Origin of the sequence: Micromonospora sp. NPDC023633 (assembly GCF_040640035.1) — a bacterium.
GTDB lineage: Bacteria > Actinomycetota > Actinomycetes > Mycobacteriales > Micromonosporaceae > Micromonospora.
This window is the reverse complement of the sequence record NZ_JBFABB010000130.1, coordinates 1-18,213: the sequence shown is the minus strand read 5'-3', so window position 1 is coordinate 18,213 and position 18,213 is coordinate 1. Positions and strand designations below refer to the sequence as shown.

Annotated in this window: 15 protein-coding genes, 2 pseudogenes and 1 riboswitch; of the genes and pseudogenes, 2 read left to right on the top strand and 15 right to left on the bottom strand. The window is 75.4% G+C overall.

The features are described 5' to 3' along the window. Positions 1-457, top strand: a pseudogene (locus AB0G13_RS28910) (hypothetical protein); the annotation flags it as partial. A gap of 61 nt (positions 458-518) precedes the next feature. Here AB0G13_RS28910 and thiC read toward each other — a convergent pair. The 11 genes and pseudogenes from thiC to AB0G13_RS28855 all read right to left on the bottom strand — a co-directional run bounded on the left by thiC (position 519) and on the right by AB0G13_RS28855 (position 11,085). After that, positions 519-2,111 (bottom strand): phosphomethylpyrimidine synthase ThiC, encoded by a 1,593-nt coding sequence (thiC, locus tag AB0G13_RS28905; protein WP_357880869.1) that lies wholly within the window; start codon positions 2,109-2,111, stop codon positions 519-521. Between the two features lie 17 nt (positions 2,112-2,128). Further along, entirely contained in the window at positions 2,129-2,917 is a 789-nt protein-coding gene (gene thiD, locus AB0G13_RS28900; RefSeq protein ID WP_357880867.1) for a bifunctional hydroxymethylpyrimidine kinase/phosphomethylpyrimidine kinase, read from the bottom strand. A gap of 278 nt (positions 2,918-3,195) precedes the next feature. Further along, positions 3,196-3,768, bottom strand: a pseudogene (locus tag AB0G13_RS28895) (thiamine phosphate synthase); the annotation flags it as partial. A gap of 44 nt (positions 3,769-3,812) precedes the next feature. Further along, complete coding sequence (locus AB0G13_RS28890) at positions 3,813-4,583, bottom strand: thiazole synthase (protein WP_357880864.1); 771 nt, start codon at positions 4,581-4,583, stop codon at positions 3,813-3,815. Between the two features lie 4 nt (positions 4,584-4,587). Next, the gene (gene thiS / locus AB0G13_RS28885; protein WP_357880861.1) at positions 4,588-4,788 is read right to left on the bottom strand and encodes a sulfur carrier protein ThiS; all 201 of its coding nucleotides are present in this window, start codon (positions 4,786-4,788) and stop codon (positions 4,588-4,590) included. Next, complete coding sequence (gene thiO / locus AB0G13_RS28880) at positions 4,779-5,912, bottom strand: glycine oxidase ThiO (protein ID WP_357880858.1); 1,134 nt, start codon at positions 5,910-5,912, stop codon at positions 4,779-4,781. The genes thiS and thiO overlap by 10 nt, the downstream gene beginning before the upstream one ends. After that, entirely contained in the window at positions 5,906-6,532 is a 627-nt protein-coding gene (gene thiE / locus AB0G13_RS28875; RefSeq protein ID WP_357880855.1) for a thiamine phosphate synthase, read from the bottom strand. The genes thiO and thiE overlap by 7 nt, the downstream gene beginning before the upstream one ends. Next, positions 6,527-6,635: riboswitch (TPP riboswitch) on the bottom strand. (Overlaps the previous gene by 6 nt.) A gap of 295 nt (positions 6,636-6,930) precedes the next feature. Beyond that, positions 6,931-7,893, bottom strand: a complete 963-nt coding sequence (locus AB0G13_RS28870) for an aldo/keto reductase (RefSeq protein WP_357880852.1) — start codon at positions 7,891-7,893, stop codon at positions 6,931-6,933. Continuing rightward, positions 7,881-8,762, bottom strand: coding sequence for a nucleotidyltransferase domain-containing protein (locus tag AB0G13_RS28865; protein ID WP_357880849.1), 882 nt, complete (start codon positions 8,760-8,762; stop codon positions 7,881-7,883). Before AB0G13_RS28865 ends, AB0G13_RS28870 begins: the two co-directional genes overlap by 13 nt. Then, positions 8,759-10,438 carry an ATP-binding cassette domain-containing protein gene (locus AB0G13_RS28860; RefSeq protein WP_357880847.1) on the bottom strand — a complete coding sequence of 560 codons (1,680 nt, stop codon included), beginning with the start codon at positions 10,436-10,438 and terminating at the stop codon, positions 8,759-8,761. The genes AB0G13_RS28865 and AB0G13_RS28860 overlap by 4 nt, the downstream gene beginning before the upstream one ends. A gap of 41 nt (positions 10,439-10,479) precedes the next feature. After that, a complete protein-coding gene (locus AB0G13_RS28855) occupies positions 10,480-11,085 on the bottom strand; it encodes a methyltransferase (protein WP_357880844.1) in 606 nt (201 codons plus the stop codon). Between the two features lie 162 nt (positions 11,086-11,247). Between AB0G13_RS28855 and AB0G13_RS28850 the strand changes: the two genes are divergently transcribed. Further along, complete coding sequence (locus AB0G13_RS28850) at positions 11,248-12,351, top strand: hypothetical protein (protein WP_357880841.1); 1,104 nt, start codon at positions 11,248-11,250, stop codon at positions 12,349-12,351. Between the two features lie 70 nt (positions 12,352-12,421). Here the strand turns inward: AB0G13_RS28850 and AB0G13_RS28845 are convergent, their stop codons facing one another. From AB0G13_RS28845 to AB0G13_RS28830, 4 genes are all read right to left on the bottom strand, one after another. Beyond that, positions 12,422-13,474, bottom strand: coding sequence for a P1 family peptidase (locus AB0G13_RS28845; RefSeq protein ID WP_357880838.1), 1,053 nt, complete (start codon positions 13,472-13,474; stop codon positions 12,422-12,424). A 168-nt stretch (positions 13,475-13,642) separates the two neighbouring features. Beyond that, positions 13,643-14,473: a tRNA pseudouridine(38-40) synthase TruA gene (gene truA, locus AB0G13_RS28840; RefSeq protein WP_357880835.1), complete on the bottom strand. Its 831-nt coding sequence runs from the start codon at positions 14,471-14,473 to the stop codon at positions 13,643-13,645. A gap of 96 nt (positions 14,474-14,569) precedes the next feature. Then, positions 14,570-16,168, bottom strand: coding sequence for a ricin-type beta-trefoil lectin domain protein (locus AB0G13_RS28835; RefSeq protein WP_357880832.1), 1,599 nt, complete (start codon positions 16,166-16,168; stop codon positions 14,570-14,572). A gap of 212 nt (positions 16,169-16,380) precedes the next feature. Further along, on the bottom strand, positions 16,381-18,213 hold a 1,833-nt coding region (locus tag AB0G13_RS28830; protein WP_357880829.1), incomplete at its 5' end, for a hypothetical protein.

Sequence of the window (18,213 nt, the reverse complement as noted above, 5' to 3'; positions counted from 1 at the left end):
CGCCGAGCGTCCGGCCGTACCGGACGTCGAGCCGTGGTCGGCGGACGAGGCGTGGCCCCGCCACCGGGCCCCGATGCCCGACCTGGCCCGGGCCGCGAACTGGGAGGCCCTCTCCACCGCGCGCCGGGGCGGCCCCGCCCCGGCGTCCGTCGACGCCGCGCCGGAGAACGGCGCCCCCGCCGCCGGGGCGCAGGCGTCGTCGCCCGGATCCGCGTCGCCCGCCGAGGCCGAGCAGCCCGCCGGGCGGGGCCGGGGCCGGCTGGGCCTGTTCCGCCGCAACCGGTCCCGGGCCGAGGACGCCGCCCCGGCCGACCGGGAGACCGAGCCGCTGCCGGCGCAGGAAGAGGAGTACGTGGACTGGGTCACCGGGCTGAGCAAGCCGGTCCCGGACAACGAGCCCGAGCAGGAGAGCGGCCGGCGGTCGTTGCGCTCCACCGGCCGCCACCACCGCGACTGACCCACCCGGGACGCGGGGCGTCGGTTCGGCGGCCGTCTCCCCGGCGGGCAGCCGCGGCGGCTCAGGCGAGCGGCAGGTAGACCCGCCCGCCCGAGGAGAGGAACTCCTCCGACTTGTCCCGCATGCCGCGCGCCGCGTACTCCTTCAGCTCCTGGGTGATCTTCATGGAGCAGAACTTCGGGCCGCACATCGAGCAGAAGTGCGCGGTCTTCGCCGGCTCCGCCGGCAGCGTCGCGTCGTGGTACGACCGCGCGGTCTCCGGGTCCAGCGAGAGGTTGAACTGATCCTCCCAGCGGAACTCGAACCGGGCCTTGGACAGCGCGTCGTCCCACGCCTGCGCGCCCGGGTGCCCCTTGGCCAGGTCGGCCGCGTGGGCCGCGATCTTGTACGCGATCACGCCGGCCTTCACGTCGTCGCGGTCCGGCAGCCCCAGGTGCTCCTTCGGGGTCACGTAGCAGAGCATGGCGGTGCCGAACATGCCGATCATCGCCGCGCCGATCGCCGACGTGATGTGGTCGTACGCGGGGGCGATGTCCGTGGTCAGCGGGCCGAGGGTGTAGAACGGCGCCTCGTGGCACCACTCCTGCTGGAGGTCCACGTTCTCCTTGATCTTGTGCATCGGCACGTGGCCGGGCCCCTCGATCATCACCTGGACGTCGTGCTCCCAGGCGACCTTCGTCAGCTCGCCCAGGGTGCGCAGCTCGGCGAACTGCGCCTCGTCGTTGGCGTCCGCGATCGAGCCGGGGCGCAGCCCGTCGCCGAGCGAGAAGGTCACGTCGTAGCAAGCCAGGATCTCGCACAGCTCGCGGAAGTTCGTGTAGAGGAAGTTCTCCTCGTGGTGCGCCAGGCACCAGGCCGCCATGATCGAGCCGCCCCGCGACACGATCCCGGTCACCCGGTCCACCGCCAGCGGCACGTACGGCAGCAGCACCCCGGCGTGCACCGTCATGTAGTCGACGCCCTGCTCGGCCTGCTCGATCACGGTCTCCCGGAACACCTCCCAGCTCAGCTTCACCGGGTCGCCGCCGACCTTCTCCAGCGCCTGGTAGATCGGCACGGTGCCGATCGGCACCGGCGAGTTCCGCACGATCGCCTCGCGCGTCTCGTGGATCCGCCTGCCGGTCGACAGGTCCATCACCGTGTCCGCGCCCCACCGGGTGGCCCAGGTCAGCTTCTCCACCTCCTCGGCGACCGACGAGGTGACCGCCGAGGTGCCGATGTTGGCGTTCACCTTCACCAGGAACGCCTTGCCGATGATCGCCGGCTCGCACTCGGGGTGGTTGACGTTGAGCGGCAGCACGGCCCGCCCGGCGGCGATCTCGTCCCGGACGAACTCCGGCGCCATCCCCTCCCGGATCGCCACGAACTCCATCTCCGGGGTCACCACCCCGGCCCGCGCGTACGCGAGCTGGGTGGGACGCCGGCCGTCGGCGCCGGCGAGCGGGGTGCCCGCGCCCCGCACCGGGGCCACGTCGCCGCGCTCGGCGATCCACGCTCCGCGCAGCGGCGGCAGCCCGACCTCCGGGTCGGAGCCGGGTCCGGAGGTGTCGTAGAGCCGCAGCGGCGGGTTGTCACCGGTCAGTTCCACCTCGGCGAACGGCACCCGGACGTCCGGCCGGGACCCCTCCACGTACACCTTGCGACGTGCCTGCATGACAGCCTCCCTGGTGATCAAGCGGACCAGCCGAAGTGGTCCAGCGGGCCGCGTCCCGCGCCCAGCTCCCAGTCCCGCGCGCCGGTCAGCGCGCGGAGGACGTACTCCTTGGCGGCGGCGACCGCCGTCGGCACCGGGTCGCCGAGCGCCAACCGGACGGCGATCGCCGCCGAGAACGAGCACCCGGTGCCGTGGTTGTGCCGGGTGTCGACCCGGGGCGCGCGCAGCAGGGTGGTGACGCCGCCGCCGTGCAGCACGTCGACCGCCTCGCCGTCGGCGTCCACGTCGCCGCCGGTCACCACGACGTGCGCCGGGCCGCCCGCCGCGAGCGCCTCGGCGGCGGCGACCATCTCCTCGACCGTGGTCACCGGGCGTCCGGTGATGGCCGCGGCCTCCGCGCAGTTCGGCGTCGCCACCCGCGCGTACGGCAGCAGCCGCTCGACGGCGGCGACCACGCCCAGCCGGTGCCCGCTGGTGGCGACGAGCACCGGGTCGACGACGAGGTGCGGCAGCCGGCCGTCCTCGGCGGCGTCGGCCACCGCGTCGGCGACCGCCGGGGTGCCGAGCATGCCCGTCTTGACGGCGCGGACGGTGAAGTCGGCGAGCACGCTGTCGAGCTGCTCGGTGACCGTGCGCGGCGGCAGTGGCAGCACGGCGTCGACGCCCCTCGTGTTCTGCGCGGTGACCGCCGTGAGCACGCTGGTGCCGTACGCGCCGAGGGCCGCGAAGACCTTCAGGTCGGCCTGGATGCCGGCGCCCGCGCCGGAGTCCGACCCGGCGATGGTGAGCACGGTCGTCGGCGTCACTGTCCCTCTCCCCTGGTCGCGCCCGGGTGCGGCCCACCGTCCCTGCTCGTCGTCCGACCGTCTGTGATCGCGGTGGTGACGGTTGAGGGCTGCGGCCGACCGCGCCCACTCCGGGCGGTCAGGCTTGATCCCTCCGTGGGCACGGCCGGCCGCAGCCCCGTCCTGGAGACCGCCGTGCGGTCGTGCCGGCTGCGCGCCACATCGGCAAGATCCGACCGGCCATGCCGGGTCCGGCTCGCCGCGTCGGCGGCTGCCGTGAGGGTGGCGGCTGCCTCCTCGGGGTCGTCGGCGCGCATGACGGCACCCAGCACCGCCACACCCACGGCGCCCGCCTCGACGCAGGCGTGCACCTGCCCCGGGGTCTCCACTCCGCCGAGAGCCAGGATCGGCGCCGGGCTGACCGTGATCAGCTCGGCCAGCCCCCGAGGGTGCAGGGGTGGGCCGTAGCCGGGTTTGGATCTGGTCGGGTAGACGGGCGAGAGGGTGGCGTAGTCCTCCGTGGTGAGCCTGGCCAGCTCGGCCCGGTCGTGGCAGGAGCGGCCGACCAGGCCGAGACGCGGCGGCGGGTACGGGCCGGCCGACGGCAGGTGCACGGCGTCCCCGTCGAGCGGGTCCGGCCCGGCCACCACCAGCGTGCCGCCGACCTCGGCGAGGACTGCCCGCAGCTCGACGGCGAGGGCGGCGCGCTCGGCCCGGGGCAGATCCCTCTCGCGCAGCACCACCCACCGCACTCCCCCGGCCACCGCCCCGGCAACGACCTCGACCAACGGCCGCCCCGCCTGCCACCGGTCCGTCAACAGCACGACGCCGGCCGGTGCGCGCGAGGTCTTGGCACGGAACGGCCCCTCCAGGGGCGCTTCCGCACCAAGATCCGCATGAACGAGACCGGGGCCGGTCACAGGTCGGGCCGCCCCTCGTCCGGGGTGGAGGCGAGCGCGTGGAAGCGCCGCGCGATCCGGCCCGCCCGGTACGCGAGCCGGCCCGCCTCGACCGCGTACCGCATCGCCGTCGCCATCGCCACCGGGTCGGCGGCGCGGGTGACCGCGCTGGCGAGCAGTACCGCGTCGCAGCCCAGCTCCATGGCCAGCGCGGCGTCCGAGGCGGTGCCGATGCCGGCGTCCAGGATCACCGGCACGTCGACGCCCTGCCGGATCAGCCGGATGTGGTGCGGGTTCGACACGCCCAGGCCGGAGCCGATCGGCGCGCCCGCCGGCATCACCGCGGCGCAGCCGACGTCGGCCAGCCGGCGTGCCAGGATCGGGTCGTCCGACGTGTACGGCAGCACGACGAACCCGTCCGCGACGAGCTCCTCGGCGGCGCGCAGCAGCTCCACCCCGTCGGGCAGCAGCGTGCGCTCGTCGCCGATCACCTCCAGCTTCACCCAGTCGGTGCCGAACGCCTCCCGGGCCAGGTGCGCCACCTTGACCGCCTCGCCCGCCGTGTAGCAGCCGGCGGTGTTCGGCAGCAGCTTCACGCCGCAGCGGTCCAGCAGGTCCAGCAGCCCGCCGGCGGTGCCGGGGGCGGTGTCGACCCGGCGCAGGGCCAGGGTGACCAGTTCGGTGCCGGAGGCACGGATCGCGTCCTCCAGCACGCGCAGGTTGGCCGCGCCGCCGGTGCCGAGGATCAGCCGGGACGTGAGTCGCACGCCCCCCAGGTCGAAGCTCACCGCGTCACCCGCCCTGGGCGGCGCTGAGCACCTCGACGCGGTCGCCCTCGCGCAGCAGGGTCGTCGGCCAGCCCGTACGCGGCACCACCTCCCCGTTGACCGCGACGGCGAGGCCGCGCTGCTGGTCGGTGACCGCGCGGACCAGGTCCGCCACGGTCGAGCCGCCGGGCAGGCTGCGCCCGGCGCCGTTCACCGTCAGTTCCACGTGTGCTCCTCCTCGGATGAGGGCGGGCGGGCGGTGGGCCCGGCGGGCGCGGCCGGCGCGAAGCGGGCCGGGGTGAAGGGGGCGAGCATCGGGTCCGCCACACCCGTACCGACCAGGTCGGCGATCAGGTCGGCGGTGACCGGGGTGAGCACGATGCCGTGCCGGTGGTGTCCGGTCGCGGCGAGCACGCCAGGCCGGCCGGGCAGCGGGCCGAGGATGGGGGCGTTGTCGGGGGTGCCGGGACGCAGGCCGGCGAGGGTCTCGACCAGGTCGTACCCGGCCAGCTCGGGCAGCAGGTCGACGGCGGCGCGGAGCAGGCGCAGCACCGCCCCGGCGGACACGTCGGTGTCGGAGCGCTCCTCGACGGTCGCGCCCACCACCACCTCCCCGTCCGCGCGGGGGACGAGGTAGACGTGCTCGCCGTCGGCGTACCCCCGGATGACGTGCCGAAAGCCCGGCACGCCGCCGCCGGGCGCGCGGAGCCGGACCACCTGCCCCTTCACCGGCCGCACCGGCAGCCCCGTCAGGGCGGCCGCGCCGCAGCCGGCCGCGACCACCGTGACCCCGGCGTCCACGTCGGACAGGGCGCGCACGGCGGCGGGGACCAGAGTGGCGCCGGCCCGCTCGGCGGCCCTGCGCAGCGCGGGCACGAGCCGGCGCGGGTCGACCTGGTGGTCGGTGGCGGCGAGCGCGCCGCCGCGCACCCGGGGCGCCAGCGCCGGCTCGCGGTCCCGCAGCGCCGAGGGGCGCAGCGGCGTCACCGGCAGTCCGATCCCCTGCTGGTACGCCCACAGCCGGCGCGCCTCGGCCAGGTCGTCGGCGGTGAGCCCGACCATCAGCGTGCCCTCGGTCCGGTAGCCGACGTCGACACCGCTGGCGGCGGTCAGTTCGGCGGCGAACGCCGGCCAGCGGGCGGCGGAGGCGGTCAGCAGCCCGGTCAACTCGTGCTCGCCGAAGTACGCCTCGGCGACCGGGGCGAGCATCCCGGCGGCGACGTGGGACGCGCCGCGGCCCGGGGCGGGGTCGTGCACGACGACCCGGAGCCCGCGCGCCGCGCAGCGCCAGGCGATCGCCAGCCCGACCGGTCCCGCCCCCACCACGGCGACGTCCGGTCGGGTCAGCACCCCAGCGCTCCCAGCAGCTCCGCCGTCGCCCGGGCCGGGTCGGCCGCCCCGGAGAGCGCCCCCACCACCGCCACCCCGTACGCCCCCGCGGCCACCAACGCGGGAACCCTGGCGGCGGTCACCCCGCCGATCGCGACGACCGGCACGTCCACGGCGTCGGCGACGGCGCGTACCCCCGCCGGGCCGATCGGCGCCGGCAGCCCCGCCTTGGTGCTGGTGGCGTGGCAGGGGCCCACGCCCAGGTAGCTGGCCCCGGCGGCGACCGCCTCGGCGGCCGTCCCCGGCTCGCGGGCGGTGGCGCCGAGCACGGCGGTCGCGCCGAGCACCCGGCGGGCCGCCCCGACCGGCAGGTCGTCCGCGCCGACGTGCCCACCAGCGGCACCCACCGCCAGCGCCACGTGCAGCCGGTCGTTCACCAGGCAGGTGGCGTCGTACCGGGCGCAGAGCGCGACCGCCCGGCGGGCCAGGTCGTACGCCTCCCGGTCGGTGGCGTCGTCGGTCACCCGGACCTGCACGACCAGTTCCGCGCGGGCCACCGGAAGGGCGGCCCGCAGCACGGCGAGCGGATCCCGCCCGGGTCGGGTGTCGGTGATGAGATGCAGTCGCCCGAGGGACGGCACGGCAACACTCCTCCCTGCGCCGGCATTACCCGGATCAGGTTCGACGGTCGGGGGCTCACAGCCCCCCTCTCAGCCCGGTGTACCGGGCTCCCGTGGGTCACTTGCGGGTGTCACCGTACGACGGATCGCCGGATCCGCCAAGGTCGGGATGCGGATTTCACACCGACCGCCCGATCCCGACGGTCGGGGCGGCGCGTGACCGTCCCGTCACGCCATGCTGTCCGGATGTCCTCCGCCACCCGGGTACCGCCCCGGCTCGCCTTCCTGCCGTTCCGGGGCAGCGCCGCCGTCGCCGAAGGGCGTTCCACCGAACCTCGCGCAGGCGCGGGTGTGGGTGCCGCGCGCAGCGCACCGCCCCCGGTGCCGCAGTGCTGCGGTGCCGGGGGCGGGGGCGGGTGTCAGAGGACGGCGCGCAGGGCGTCGAGATCCTCGTCGGTGGGCTGCCAGGTGCCCGCCTCCGCGTTGGCGCGTACCTGCTCGGGCGTGGTGGCGCCGGCGATCACCGAGGTCACCGCCGGCTGGGCGGCCAGCCCGCCGATCGCCACCTGGAGCATCGACAGGCCCCGCTCGGCGGCGTACGCCTCGATCGCCTCGATGGTGTCCCAGTCGGCGGCGGCGAGTCGCTGGGCGTACCGGCCGCCACCGGCGAGGCGGCTGCCGGCCGGCGGGGCCTCGTTCCGCTTGTACTTGCCGGTGAGCAGCCCGTTGGCCAGCGGGAAGAACGGCAGCAGCCCGAGGCCGAACCGCTCGCACGCCGGCACCACCTCGGCCTCGACGCCGCGCTCCAGCAGGCTGTAGTGGTTCTGCGCGCTGATGAACCTGGACCGGCCGTTCGACGACGCCACCCAGTCCGCGTCCGCGATCTGCCAGCCGGCGAAGTTGGAGTTGCCCAGGTAACGGACCTTGCCGGCGCGGACGAGGTCGTCGAGCGCGGCGAGCGTCTCGTCGATCGGGGTGCCCGGGTCGGGCTCGTGCATCTGGTACAGGTCGATGTGGTCGGTGCCGAGTCGGCGCAGCGACGCCTCGACCGCCCGGGCGATGTAGCGACGCGCGCCCCGGGCGCCGAAGTCGGGGCCGTTCATGCCGTTCATGTCCATGCCGAACTTGGTGGCCACCACCACGTCGTCGCGCCGGCCCTTGAGCGCCTGGCCCAGCAGCTCCTCGGAGCCGCCCTGCGGCTCGCCGTAGATGTCGGCGGTGTCGAAGAAGTTGATTCCGGCGTCGAGCGCGGCGGCGACCACCGCCCGGGTGCCGTCGAGGTCGAGCTTGCGGCCGAAGTTGTTGCAGCCGATGCCGACCACGGACACCACGAGCCCGGAGTCGCCCAACCGGCGGTAGGTCATCTCAGTCACGAGATCCACCCTATGCCGCCCGGCCCGGCACGCCCCATCCCATCGACCGGCACGCATTCGTGGAGGGCCGCCAGGTCGGCTCGGTCCAGGACGTCGGCGACGAGCCGCCGGGCGGCGGCGAGCGTGCCGGCCAGCTCGTCCGGCGTGTGTCCGACCGCCCCGAGCAGCCCCTGCGCCCGCCGGGCGAAGTCGGGTGGCGCGCCCGGCAGCCGCCCGGCGGCGGCGATCATGCCCTTCTCGTTGACCAGCCACCGCCCGGCCCGGGCGTGCAGCACCTGGGCGAGTACGCCGACCGCCCGGAACAGGCAGCCGGCCACGTACCCGCCGTCACCGGCCGCAACCGCCTTGGCCGCGCCGTCGACCAGGAACCGGGCCTCCCACCCGCCGGCCGTCAGGGCGTCGGCCAGGGCCGGCGGGTACGCGCGGGTCTCCTCCCGCAGCGCGGTCAGCTCACCGGTCGGGTCGCCGAGCACCCGGCAGAGCGCCACCTCGCCGGCGTAGGCGGACGAGTAGAACCCGAGCGGGTGCCCGGCCTGCACGCCGACCTCGTAGCGACCGGCCCGGCAGTCGGCCCAGATCCGGTGCACCCGGTCGAGGTCGCGGTAGATCCAGTCGACCGCCGTACCGCCGACGCGCAGCCACCCGCCGCCGTCGACCCACGGCCCCCAGCCGCCGGGCGGGGTCAGCTCGACCTCCTCGTCGGCGACCGAGGCGGCGACGGCGCGCAGCCCCGGCACGTCCAGCTCGCCCCGGTAGTAGAGGCCGAGGTCCCAGTCGGAGTCCGGCCGGTGCTCGCCCCGGGCCCGGCTGCCGCCGAGGGCGACGGCGACGACCCCGCCGACCGCGCAGAGGCGGTCGGCCAGGTCGGCGGGGATCACGCCACGTCCCAGACCGGCTCCGGGGTCTCCACCACCTCGTTGTCGCCGCGGAAGAGCACGAACCGGTCGAAGGAGCGGGTGAACCAGCGGTCGTGGGTCACCGCCACCACGGTCCCCTCGAACGCGGTCAGCCCGGCCTCCAGCGCCTCCGCCGACGCCAGGTCGAGGTTGTCGGTGGGCTCGTCGAGCAGCAGCAGCGTCGCGCCGGACAGCTCCAGCAGCAGCACCAGGAAGCGCGCCTGCTGTCCGCCGGAGAGGGTGCCGAACCGCTGGTCGCCCTGCCCGGCCAGCTCGTACCGACTCAGCGCCGCCATCGCGGCGTGCCGGTCCATGCCGGCCCGGTGCTCGTCGCCCCGCCAGAGGATCTCGACGAGGGTCCTCCCCATCAGCTCCGGCCGGTCGTGGGTCTGCGAGAAGTGCCCCGGGCGCACCCGCGCGCCGAGCCGGGCCACCCCGTCGTGCGCCACCGGCGCGAGCGCGAGGGCGCCGTCGACCGGGCCGTTGGCGGGGTCGGGGTCGGTGCCGCCCCGGGCCAGCAGCCGCAGGAAGTGCGACTTCCCCGTGCCGTTGGCGCCGAGCACCGCGACCCGGTCGCCGTACCAGATCTCCAGGTCGAACGGGAAGGTCAGGCCGTCGAGCTCCAACTGCTCGCAGACCACCGCGCGCTTGCCGGTCCGCCCGCCGGTCAGTTTCATCCGGATGTCCTGGTCCTTCGGCGGTACGGGCGGTGGCCCGGCCTCCTCGAACTTGCGCAGCCGGGTCTGCGCGGCCTGGTAGCGCGACGCCATCCCGTCGTTGTACGCGGCCTTCTGCTTGTACATCAGCATCAGCTCGCGCAGCTTCTGGTGCTCCTCGTCCCACCGCTTGCGCAGCTCGTCGAGGCGCGCGTGCCGGGCCACCCGAGCCTCGTGCCAGCTCGCGAAGCCGCCCGGGTGCACCCACGCGCTGCCACCCTCCACGGCGACCACCCGGTCGGCGGTGTGGGCGAGCAGTTCCCGGTCGTGCGAGACGTAGAGCACCGACTTGCCGGACTCGCGCAGCCGCCCCTCCAGCCAGCGCTTGCCCGGCACGTCGAGGAAGTTGTCCGGCTCGTCGAGGAGCAGCACCTCGTCGGGGCCGCGGAGCAGCAGTTCGAGGGCGAAGCGCTTCTGCTGGCCGCCGGAGAGCGTCCGGACGGGCCGTTCCCGGGCGCTGTCCCAGGGCAGGCCGAGCACGATGGTGGCGACCGTGTCGAAGAGCACCTCGGCGTCGTAGCCGCCGACCTCGCCCCAGGCCGCGAGCGCGTCCGCGTACGCCAGCTGGGCCTTGCCGGCGGCGGTGCTGTACTTGCCGCGGACCTCGGCCGCGCGCATGGCCCCCTCGGTCTCGACCAGGCGGCGACCGGCGTCGCGCAGCGCCGGCGGAGCCAGCGACAGGGCCAGGTCGGCCAGCGTGGACTCGTCGCCGATCATCCCGATGAACTGGCGCATCACGCCCAGCCCGCCGGAGCGCGCGATCGCGCCGGTCTTCACCGGCAGGTCGCCGGCGACCATCCGCAGCAGCGTCGTCTTGCCGGCGCCGTTGGGCCCGACCAGGGCCACCTTCGCGCCCTCCCCGACCCGGAACGACACGTCGGCGAAGAGCTCCCGACCGTCGGGAAGGATGTGCCCGACCGCTGCCACGTCCACGTATCCCACGTCGGCATCCTGCCCGAGCACGGGCCCGGCGGCCCAACCATTTACCGGGTGACCCGCAGCACCCGGTAGCCCTTCTGGCTGGCGTGCCGCCCCACCTGCCAGCCCCGCTCGACCAGCCAGCGCTGCAACGAGTCCCCGCCGAGGTAGCGGGCCACCACCAGCCAGGCGACGCCGTCCGGGGCGAGCCGGGGCAGCCAGCGCAGCAGGATCCCGTGCAGCTCGTCCTTGCCGACGTGGATCGGGGGGTTGGACCAGAGCTCGGCGAAGGTCAGGTCGGCGGGTACGTCGTCCGGCGCGGCGACGCGTACCCGGTCGGCCGCGCCGACCCGCGCGGCGTTGGCCGCGGTGAGTTCCCGGGCCCGTTCGTTGACGTCGACGGCCCAGACGGTGGCCGAGGGCGCCGAGCTGGCGAGGACGCAGGTGATCGGCCCGAAGCCGCAGCCGAGGTCGAGCAGGGCACCGGTGGTCCCGGCGGACGGCAGGTCGGCCTTGCGCAGCAGCACCGCCGTGCCGGGGTCGAGGCGGGCGGCGGAGAAGACGCCGGCGGAGGAGGCCAGTGCGTAGTCGCGGCCGGCGACGGAGAACTCGACCTCGCGCGGGTTGGCGGCGGTCGTGGGTTCAGCGGTGAAGTAGTGTTCGCCGGTCACGCCGGCAATTCTCGCACCGCCGCCCGGCACGACGCCGCGGGCCCGGCACGGCGGCACAGGACCCGGCACGGCGGCGCGGGTGCGCAACACGAGGCGGAACGATCCCGCGCCAATTTCCCATTATTCACGCCTAAAGGGACAATGCCTCCTACTCTGGGCGACATGGTGTATCGGTACGAGTCCGATGAGGACGCATTCATGGAGTACCCGGAGCCCGGGTCCGACCGGTCGGTGCTCGGTGCCGGTCCGCCTCCCCCGGCCGGCCCCTCCCCGTCCCGCTTCCCGACGCCGTCGCTGCCCCGCGCCAAACCGGTCGCGCTGCCCTCCGCCGCGCCGGCGCCGGTCCGCGCCGCGACGCAGGTGTCGCCGCCGCCCACCCAGCTGCGCACGCCCACCGAGGAGCAGCCCCCGGCCCACCTGCCCCCGCCGGTCCAGCCGCCCCCGCCGGTCCAGCCGCTGTCGCCGGTCGAGCCGTCCCTGCCGGCCGGTCGGTCGCCGCGCGGTGGCGGCGGTCGGCTGTGGCAGGTCGTGGTCGGCGGCGCGGCCGTCCTCGCGCTGCTCGCGCTCTGCGGCCTCGGTGCCGCCGCCCTGCTGGCCGAGCGCGACAGGACCCCGCAGGCCACCCCCACCGCCCAGCCCGAGTCCGCCGAGGTCGAGACACAGGTCCTCGACTCCCGGGAGACCGACCAGGCGCCGCTGACCGCCAAGGAACTCTTCCCCGGCAAGCAGCTCGTCGTCGCCGACGGGGAGCCCGCCTACCGGGTGTTGAAGAGCCAGTCCAGCGCCAGCTGCGCGGTGGCCGCCACCGGTGAGGTCGCCGACCTGCTGGTCCGCCTCGGCTGCACCCAGGTGGTCCGGGCCACGCTGCGGACGCCCGACGGCGACCACCTCGTCACCACCGGGTTGTTCAACCTGACGGACCGGGCCAACGCCGAGCGCGCCCGGGACCGGATCCGGCTGCTGCTCGACGAGCGGGAGGGCCGGTTCCGGGGCATGGCGGCCGACGCGGACAGCGCGGCGATCGCCACCGCGCCGGCCCGCGTCGGCTGGCAGGTGCGCGGCCACTACCTCGCGTACGCGGTGGTCGCCCGCAGTGACGGCGAGACCATCAGGTCCGGCGACACGAAGGCCCGGGAGATCCTCTTCGACATGATCGAGCTGCACCTCAACCGGGGCGTGCTGGAGCGCCGGGCGGACGGCGGTACGGCCGGCCAGCCGACCGACGAGGGCGCGGGCGACACCGGCACGCAGGACGGGGGCGAGTGACCGGATCGCGACGGGGAACGGGTGCGTGGGCCACGGCCGCGCACCCGTTCCGCGTGTCGGCACCGGCCTTTCACGCCCGGAGTACGACCCGGTGCGCCCGTAGCAGGTCGAGCATCCGGTCGTGCGGGACCGCGTACCTGACCCGCCCCTTGACGCCGACGGTGGTGCGCGCCATGAACAGCGAGTTCAGCAGCGCCTCCTCCACGGCCTCCAGCACCGCCGCGAAGACCGGCTCCAGGTCGGACTCCGGCGCGGTCGGTGTCCGCGTCTCGGCGGTGGAGAACGCCAGGGCGTAGTCGCCGCTGCCGCCGGCGAAATCCGAACCGACCAGTGCCATGGCGAAGATGGCCCGGCGGGCGACGCGACCCAACTGCCGCGCGTCGAGACGCCCGTCCGTGGCGACCACGATCACGCAGGAGTTCCCCGGCTGCTCGGGCCGGCGCGGGGGCGGCGGGGTCGGCACGCCCACCTGCTCGGGCCGGATCGGCACCCCGGACACCCGCAGCACCCCCGAGAAGTTGGCCTGCACCAGCACCCCGACGGTGACCGTGCCGCCGGACGTCGTGGCGAGCCGCGAGGACGTCCCGATGCCGGCCTTGAAACCGAGGGCCGCGGTGCCCGTACCGGCGCCGACGGCGCCCTCCGCGGGCAGTCCGCCACGGGCCTCCGCCAGCGCGCCGAGGACGTGCTCCGCCCGCACCGGCCGCGCCCGGATGTCGGACAGGAACCCGTCGTTGGTCTCCGCCACCACCGGGTTCAGCGACTCGACCGCTTCCCGGCCCGGCTGGCGGAGCATGTAGGTGACCAGCGCGTCCGCCGCCCGGAACGTCGACAGCGTCGCGGTCAGCACCACGGGGGTCTCGATCTCGCCCAGCTCGGCCACCTGGGTCGAACCGACCATCTTGCCGTGCCCGTTGCCCACGAACAGCCCCGCCGGCAGCGACCGGCGGTCGGTCAGCTGATCCGGGACGATCGCCGTCACCCCGCTCCGGATGCTGCTCCCGTCGACCAGTGTGGTGTGGCCCACCCGTACGCCGGGCACGTCGGTGACGGCGTTCAGCGGTCCCGTCGGCAGCGTCCCGACGACGATGCCGAGGTCCCGTCCACGGCGAGGTTCCTGCACGGCTTCCACTCCCCTGACGGTCGACGATGCTCTGCGGCGGACGGGCGCGCGGGCCCCGCTGGGCGACCGCCCCGGCACCGCCTCCCCCCGGTCCGCCGCGCGGCCGGCGATGCGAGCCCCGGTCCGCCGATCCGGCCCCCGGTGGCCGGCGAGGCGAGCCCCGGGCGGTCAGCCCTCCACGGGTACGCGCAGCCGGCGGGTCGCCTCGGCGCGGCGGGCGTACTCGGCCGGGTCCTCGGGGTAGCCGACGGCGACCAGGGTGAGCCCGTGCGCCGGCGCCACGGTCACCTCGCTGGAGCGTTCCCGGTGGGCCAGCAGGCTGCCCGGCCACTCGACCGGCCGACGCCCGTCCCCGGCGACCAGCATCGCGCCGACGAGGCTGCGCACCATCGCCTGGCAGAACGCGTCGGCCTGCACGGTGGCCACGAGGATCCCGTCCGGGCCCCGCCGCCAGTCCAGCCGGGTCACCTCGCGCAGCGTGGTGGCGTTCTCCTTGCGCCGGCAGTACGCGGCGAAGTCGTGCTCCCCCACCAGCCCCGCCGCGGCGGCGTTCAGCGCGGCCAGGTCCAGCGGCTTCGGCCAGGCCAGGATCTCGTGCCGGCGCAGCGGCTCGGCGCCCCAGGGCGCGTCGGTGACGCGGTACTCGTAGCGGCGGAAGGTGGCCGAGAACCGGGCGTCGAAGTCCGCCGGCACCTCGGCCATCGCGCGTACCCGGACGTCGGTGGGGAGCAGCCGGGCGAGTCGGCGCAGCAGCCGCCCCTCGTGCTCCCGCCACACGGCGGTCGGCAGGTCGACGTGGCAGACCTGCCCGGCGGCGTGCACCCCCGCGTCGGTGCGGCCCGCCACGGTCAGCCCGGTCGCCGTGCCCGCGCCGAGCACCAGGTCGAGGGCCTCCACGAGCACCCCGGCGACCGTGCGCCGCGTCGGCTGGGCGGCCCAGCCGGAGAAGCCCGACCCGTCGTACGCGACGTCCAGCCGCAGCCGGGTGCGCTCGTCCACTCGTACCTCCGCCTCACGGGGTCGGGGCCGGGGCCCCCCCCGCGGGGGGGGGGGCCCGCGGGGGGAGGCGGCACCGCCCGCGCGGGCCGGTCGGTCTCAGTAGACGCGGGAGCCGATGAAGTCGTCGTGCCCGTAGCCCACCGGGTTGGCGAAGTTGCGGGACTCGAAGGACCACTGCTGGCGGGTGCTGGTGGAGCAGGTGGCCAGCCGCAGCCGGGGGGTGCCCAGCAACGGGTTGTCGAACGCCACGCAGAGGTTGCCGTTGCCGGCCGTCCTGATCTGGTTGCCGGCGAGCACGAACTTCTGGTTGGCGCCGCCGTGGCAGTCGTGGACGTTCACGGCCGTACCGGCGCTCAGCGACCCGCCCGAGACGTCCAGGCAGCGGTCGTGGGAGAGCTCCGAGTGCAGCGACTGGCGGGTCGGGTCGTACCAGAAGCCCTGGTTGCGCCCGCCGTGACAGCCGTACGACTGCTGGGGGGTGCCGTTGCGCGAGTCGTAGCCCTTGCCGTCGACGCAGGTGCCGGTGGCGGCGTTGCGCAGCTGCCTGAACTCGAAGAGCCCGTCGTAGAGCACGCCGTTGCCGGTGCTGGCCGGGTCCACACAGGTCGCCCGCTCCCGCCCGGAGTTGTAGAACTGGGTGACGCACTGGGCGAACATGCCGTGCCCCCGGTTGTTCGGGTGGAACGACTGCCGCGCCGCGTTCTCGTCCCAGATGCCGAGCTCGATGTGCAGCCCGCGCACCGACGTGTTGTCCGTGCACACCTCGTGGCCGTGGAAGAGCCGGCTGGCGTCCAGGTAGCGGGTGCCCGTGTTGGTCGCCGCCGCCCGCAGCGCCGACTCGAACATCGGCACCGCCTTGTTCCGGGCGAACGCGGCGTCGGCCAGGTAGAGCAGGCAGCCGCCGGCGTACCAGCCGGGGAAGTTCGGGTTGTCCTCCACGTCCGGGCTGCCCGGGCTCGGGTACGACATGAGCGCCAGCTCGTAGTCCGAGCGCAGGTAGCCGGCGCCGGTCATGGTCTGCCGGATGTCTTCGAGGGCGTCCTCGACCGCCTGCCGGCTGCCGTCGGTGCGGACGGTCCACTGGTCGGTGTAGGTGGGGTAGCAGGCGCCCTGGAGGAGGACCCGGCGGACGGTGCAGTCGGTGGCGACCGGGCCGAACTGGATCGTGCCGTCACCGTTGGCGCCGACCACCACCCAGATCAGCCTGATGTGCGTGTTGCGCGCCTTGATGGCGAGGTGGTCGCCCTGGTTCAGCTCGTTGTGCTGGGTCGGCCCGCCCCGGATCAGGTTCCACGGGGTCGCCCCGGAGCAGGCGATGTTGTACTTCTCGTCGGCGGCGATGCCGGTGCGGAACACCGCCTGGTCGTACGAGCGGTCGCACCAGTTGCCGGGCTGGTGGGTGCCGGGGACGTAGTTGCCGACCCCCTCGCCCGAGATCTCGCTGTCGCCCATGGTGATCAGCGCGGTGCGGCGCTGCTCGATGGGGCGGACGGCGGGCGCGCCGTAGAGGGCGGTGGCCTCGGCGGCGCGGATCGCCTCCAGGTTGGCGGGGAGCGGCTGGATGGCCGGACGGTCGGCCGCGGTGGCGGGGGAGGCCGTTCCGGCGAGCATCGGCAGGACGAGAGCGGCGGCGGCGACGACGGTGAGCGCCCGTCGTCGGGTCGCGCGTTCGCGCCTGGCAGGGGAACCAAGCATCGACGCACTCCTTTCGGCTCGATCGCGGGACGTCGATCGAGTTACCAGAAGGTAGCGTCGGCTTCGAGGTATGTGAATGCGTCTCGGAATCGTTGCGCGCAGAGTGCAGAACCGGGCGAACCGGGCGAACCGCGCGGCGTCACCGGAGCGATCGGCCGGGCTCCCGGCGGATCGGCGTCACCGTAGGGACCACGCGGCGGCTTTCCGGCGGGTCAGCTCCCCGGCGGGAGGGCGTAGCCCACGTAGCCCCGGAACTGCACGCGCCAGCCCACCGGCGCCAGCGCCGCGCACGCCGGCCGGCTGCCCGTGCAGACGACGGCGTCCACCGAGGTCGGATCGGCCGGCGGGCGCTCGGGCAGCACCGACTGGAGCGCCACCAGCTCCGGCGGGCGCCCGTCCGCGTCGCGCAGCAGCAGCCACCAGGGGTACTCCCAGTTGTCGTTCTGCTGCACCAGGCCGATCCGGCGGGCGCCCGTCGCGCGTACCGCGTCGGCCGCCCAGCGGAACTCCTCCGCCCACTGGGGACGCCGCAGGAACCGGGTCTCCCACTCGGAGGTGGTGAAGACCGAGCCCGCCCCGACCAGCCGGCGCGGGAAGCCGTACGACACCGCGAGCACCCCGGCCAGCGCGCAGGTGGCCAGCACGCTCACCACGAGCCCGGCCGCCACCGGCCGCCGTCCGCCCGCGCCGCCGGCCCGGCGCCGGAACAGCGCGTCCAGCCAGAGCCCCGCCAGCGGTACGGCCAGTGCCAGCGCGTAGAGCAGCAGGCGGTTGCCCCACGGCTGCCACTTGATCATGGCGGTGTGCAGCAGCACGGCCGCCACCACGACCACCGCGTACGCGCGCAGCGGCCCCGCCCGCGTCGGGCTGACCCGGCCGGGTCGGACCAGCGCGGCCGCCGCCCCGATCGCCGCCAGCGCCCCGGCCAGCGGAAAGGCCACCCGGTCCTCGTCCGGGTACCAGGACGGCACCGGGAACCGCTCCCGGCCGAAGGTGGTGGCGCGGTCCTGCGGGTCCACCCCGATCAGCCCGGCACCGCCGATGATCGCCTCGGCACCGGCCCGGCGCAGCGGCGCGAGCGGCGTGTCGAACGCGGTGTGCGCGATCCGCAGCGCGTTGACCAGCAGCGACGGCGGGTCGTGCCGTTCCATCGGAATGGACTCGCGCAGCCGGGGCGGCCCGAGCGGATGCCCGAACTCGGCGGTCACGCGGGCCAGGAACGGCCCGACCACCACCACCGCGACCAGCAGGATCAGCGCCGACCCGGCGACCGTCCGGCGCACCTGCCGCCGCGGCCGGCAGCCACCGGTCCGGGACGGGCCGGGGGTCTCGGGGACCGGGCCGGGCGGCCCGGCGCGGTCCGGCGCGGAGCCGGTCCGGGCCAGCCGGAGCTGGGCCAGCCCCCAGAGCAGCAGCAGCGGCCCGACCGCGGCCAGGCCGCTGGTCTTGGTCAGGGCGGTCAGCCCGGTGGCCGCCCCCAGCGCCAGCGCCGCCCCGAACCCGGCGCGCCGGCGCAGCCCGTCCAGCGCCAGCGTGCCCGCGCAGGCCACCCAGGCGGCGCAGACCAGATCCGTCTGGGTGCTGGTCGCCTGGAGCGCCACCATCGGGGTGGTGGCGAGCACGAACGCGGTCAGCAACTGGGCCCGCCGCCCCCCGCCGAGCTGCGCGGTGATCCGGGTGGCCGCCAGCAGCACGCCGACGCCGGCCGCCCACTGCACCAGGTTGTGCAGCGCGTCCCCGCCGGTGAACAGGCGCAGGTGCAGCAGCAGGTACTCGGCGCCGGGCGGGATGGTCACCTGCCGGTGGATGGCGGTGGGCCAGAAGTCCAGGCCGCCCCGGGCCACCCAGTGCTCCACCTTGGGCAGGTGGTAGGTCTGCGAGTCGAAGTTGTTCGGCTCGGCCAGCAGGGCGATGAGCAGCTCGACCAGCAGCAGTCCGCCGACCGTGCCGGCGAGCAGCCGCTCGCCCCGACCCGCCGTACGCCAGGCGTCGGCCAGCCGGGTCGGCCAGCCGGCGGCGTGGGGGGCCGCGACGCGGCGCGCGGC

Excerpts from the sequence above, each read along its gene's own strand:
- thiC (WP_357880869.1), bottom strand. The coding sequence starts at position 2,111 with ATGCAGGCACGTCGCAAGGTGTACGTGGAGGGGTCCCGGCCGGACGTC.
- AB0G13_RS28850 (WP_357880841.1), top strand. The coding sequence starts at position 11,248 with ATGGTGTATCGGTACGAGTCCGATGAGGACGCATTCATGGAGTACCCG.
- AB0G13_RS28835 (WP_357880832.1), bottom strand. The coding sequence starts at position 16,168 with ATGCTTGGTTCCCCTGCCAGGCGCGAACGCGCGACCCGACGACGGGCG.